The sequence below is a fragment of the Affinirhizobium lemnae genome, assembly GCF_022968395.1.
GTDB classification, from domain to species: Bacteria; Pseudomonadota; Alphaproteobacteria; order Rhizobiales; family Rhizobiaceae; genus Neorhizobium; species Neorhizobium lemnae.
On the sequence record NZ_JALJQZ010000095.1, the window covers coordinates 1 to 2452 of the forward strand.

1 protein-coding gene is annotated in these 2452 nt (G+C 59.0%); it reads right to left on the reverse strand.

The window, feature by feature from the left end:
• Window positions 1–71: 71 nt before the first annotated feature.
• A partial coding sequence (locus MUU53_RS22910) for a putative Ig domain-containing protein (protein ID WP_247262908.1) occupies window positions 72–2452 on the reverse strand: 2381 nt, incomplete at its 5' end.

The window sequence follows — 2452 nt, forward strand, 5'->3', positions numbered from 1 at the left end:
ATCTCCAAAATCAGCTTTGAATCCGATTTGCGCTCTTTTGGGAATCCCAATCCTTAAATCATCACCACGACCTAGAACCGGCCGCCGATCCGCGCGCGGGCACCTGCCGACTTTTCGCCATCATTATCGATGCTGAAAAGCAGATCGAAATCGAGTGTCCAGGCCGCCTCTGTATTCAGCGACAAGCCCCCAGAAACCTGTGCAAATGCACTAAAACCATCTAGCCCAGAATAGCCTCCCGTGACGCCGATCCTTGGCGTCAGAACCATTCCGTTCTCCAAATGGATATCCCTTGACAGGTCGGCACCAAGGCTCACCCGCAACTGTTCGGTTGTGAACCCCTTGATGTCCAGTCTGTCACCCTGCGCATTGTTGACGGCATGATCCTTTACCGTTTCAGATAGATAAACCGCGCGCAGTTTCGGAACCAGAACGGTGTCTTCGTCCAGTCGCCATTCACCATTGATCGAGCTATCGAACAGCCAGCGACTGGTATCGAAATCGCCGTCCCAGAACTCGGTCTCGATGTCGTTCACAGAACCGCCGTAGAGAATATTGGCATTCCAGAAAACGCCCTTGGCGATTTCCATCGATGCATAGGGACCTGCCAGCCAACCGTTTCCGGTCAGTTCAGCGTCTTTCTCAGTCGGGTCCGTCATCCGGTCATAGTGGAAAGATAGACCCAGCAGCAGCTTATCGGTGACGAGGTAATCTGCGCCGGTGGAGATCATGGCGAAGCTTCCCCAACGATCGCCGTTCTGCTCGCGATTATGGGCCATGAAGGTCCCTTCGATCCAGATATTGAAGGGGGACAGAGATCCACCAGAACCGCGCGTACCTTCGCCCCGTGCCGACTCCATCTGCACAAGGCTGGTGGAGAAACCCAGGGTCACGCCGCTGGCAGATGGCTGCATGCGCGTCGTCACAGCGTCTTTGGCCGTCTCCAACCGCCGGCGCTTCATCAGGTCTGGCACCTTGATCGTTGAGGCGAGGAGGTTTTGTCGGGCTCGGACGAAATCCTCAACAAGACCATGCATCTCGTCGGCGACCTTCCTCTTGTCGAAGGCGATCGTGTAGGTCACCGTCCCGGTATTCGATACCCCGAGCGCGCTCGTCAACCGGAAGCCCACCCTCACTTGACCCGCATAGCTGGGGTTTGGGGTGAACTGAAGGTACCAGCCAACGGGCGCCGTCGTCGTCGCCTGCGCGAACTGGCCACGGATAATTGTTGCTGTGCCCGCATTCGGCGGTTCGACGAAGGTTTTTTCCGCCGTAACGAAAGGACCGCCAGTCGCTCCCCGGTGAAGCGGAACGTCAGCGGGCGTCGATCCTGCCTGAACCTCGATCTGCTTGTCGGTCACCGTCACGCTTCGCGGCGCCACCTTCAGGCTGTAGGAGCCGCCTCCCAGGTTACCCATGCTATCACGGGCCTGAAGACCGAAGCTGTAGTCTCCCTCTGATCCGATTTCGAGCGGACCTGTCAGTTCGCCTGTTGAAACGTTCAGGCTCATCCCCTTCGGCAAGGTGCCCGAGACCAGGCTGAAGGTCATTGCTCCGACGCCGCCCGTCGCCGTAATTGGCTGGCTATATTGTTCGCCTGCCATACCTTTTGCCAGTTCGCCCCCGCTCGGTGAAAGCTTGATGGCGTCTGCGACAATCGCGAGGCTGTAGGTTCCAGACGCAGTGATCCTGTCCGCATCCGTCACAGTTACGGTAAAAATGGCATTCCTGGCTGCCGTCGGCGTTCCAGATAAGGCACCATTGGTCGAAAGGCTCAAGCCTGTGGGCAACGTCCCGCTGATTGTGAAGCTGTAGGGCGCCTTGCCGCCTGTAGCGGTAAACCCCTGGTTATAGGGCGTTCCGACTATCCCAGATGAAAGAGACCCTCCCCCTGGCGACAGGATGATCTGCCCCTCGATCAACAGGGTGTAGACGGCACTGCCCGTCGTGCCGTCCGCGTCTTTCGCGGTGACGGTAAAGCTGCTTTCGCCTGCCACCGTCGGTATTCCGGTGATGGCTCCGGCGGCCGACAAAGTCAGTCCCGCAGGCAGGGAACCGGTCACTGAGAAGGTGTAGGGACCAGAGGCTGATGTTCCACCGGTAGCAGAAATGCTCTGGCTATAGGCTTGCCCGATCTTGCCGGAAGCGAGCGCACCGCCCTGCGGTAACAGGGTCACAGGCGCCGCACGCGTCACCGTCACCGTATAGGTCTTGGTCGTCGTGCCGTCTTGCGCCGTCACAACCGTGGTGATCGTGTTCGTGCCGACGCTGAGGTTGATCGAGCCCGAGGCCGTGCCGGAGGTCACCGTCGTGCCATTGACCGTCACTGTCGCCGTCGCATCGCTCACCGTCGGCGTCACCGTCAGAGAGGTCACGCCATTGGCGACAGAGGCCGCATAGCTCGTCGTGCCGCTGGCAAAGCTTGGCGAAAGCGTGCCACTCGACAGCGAGA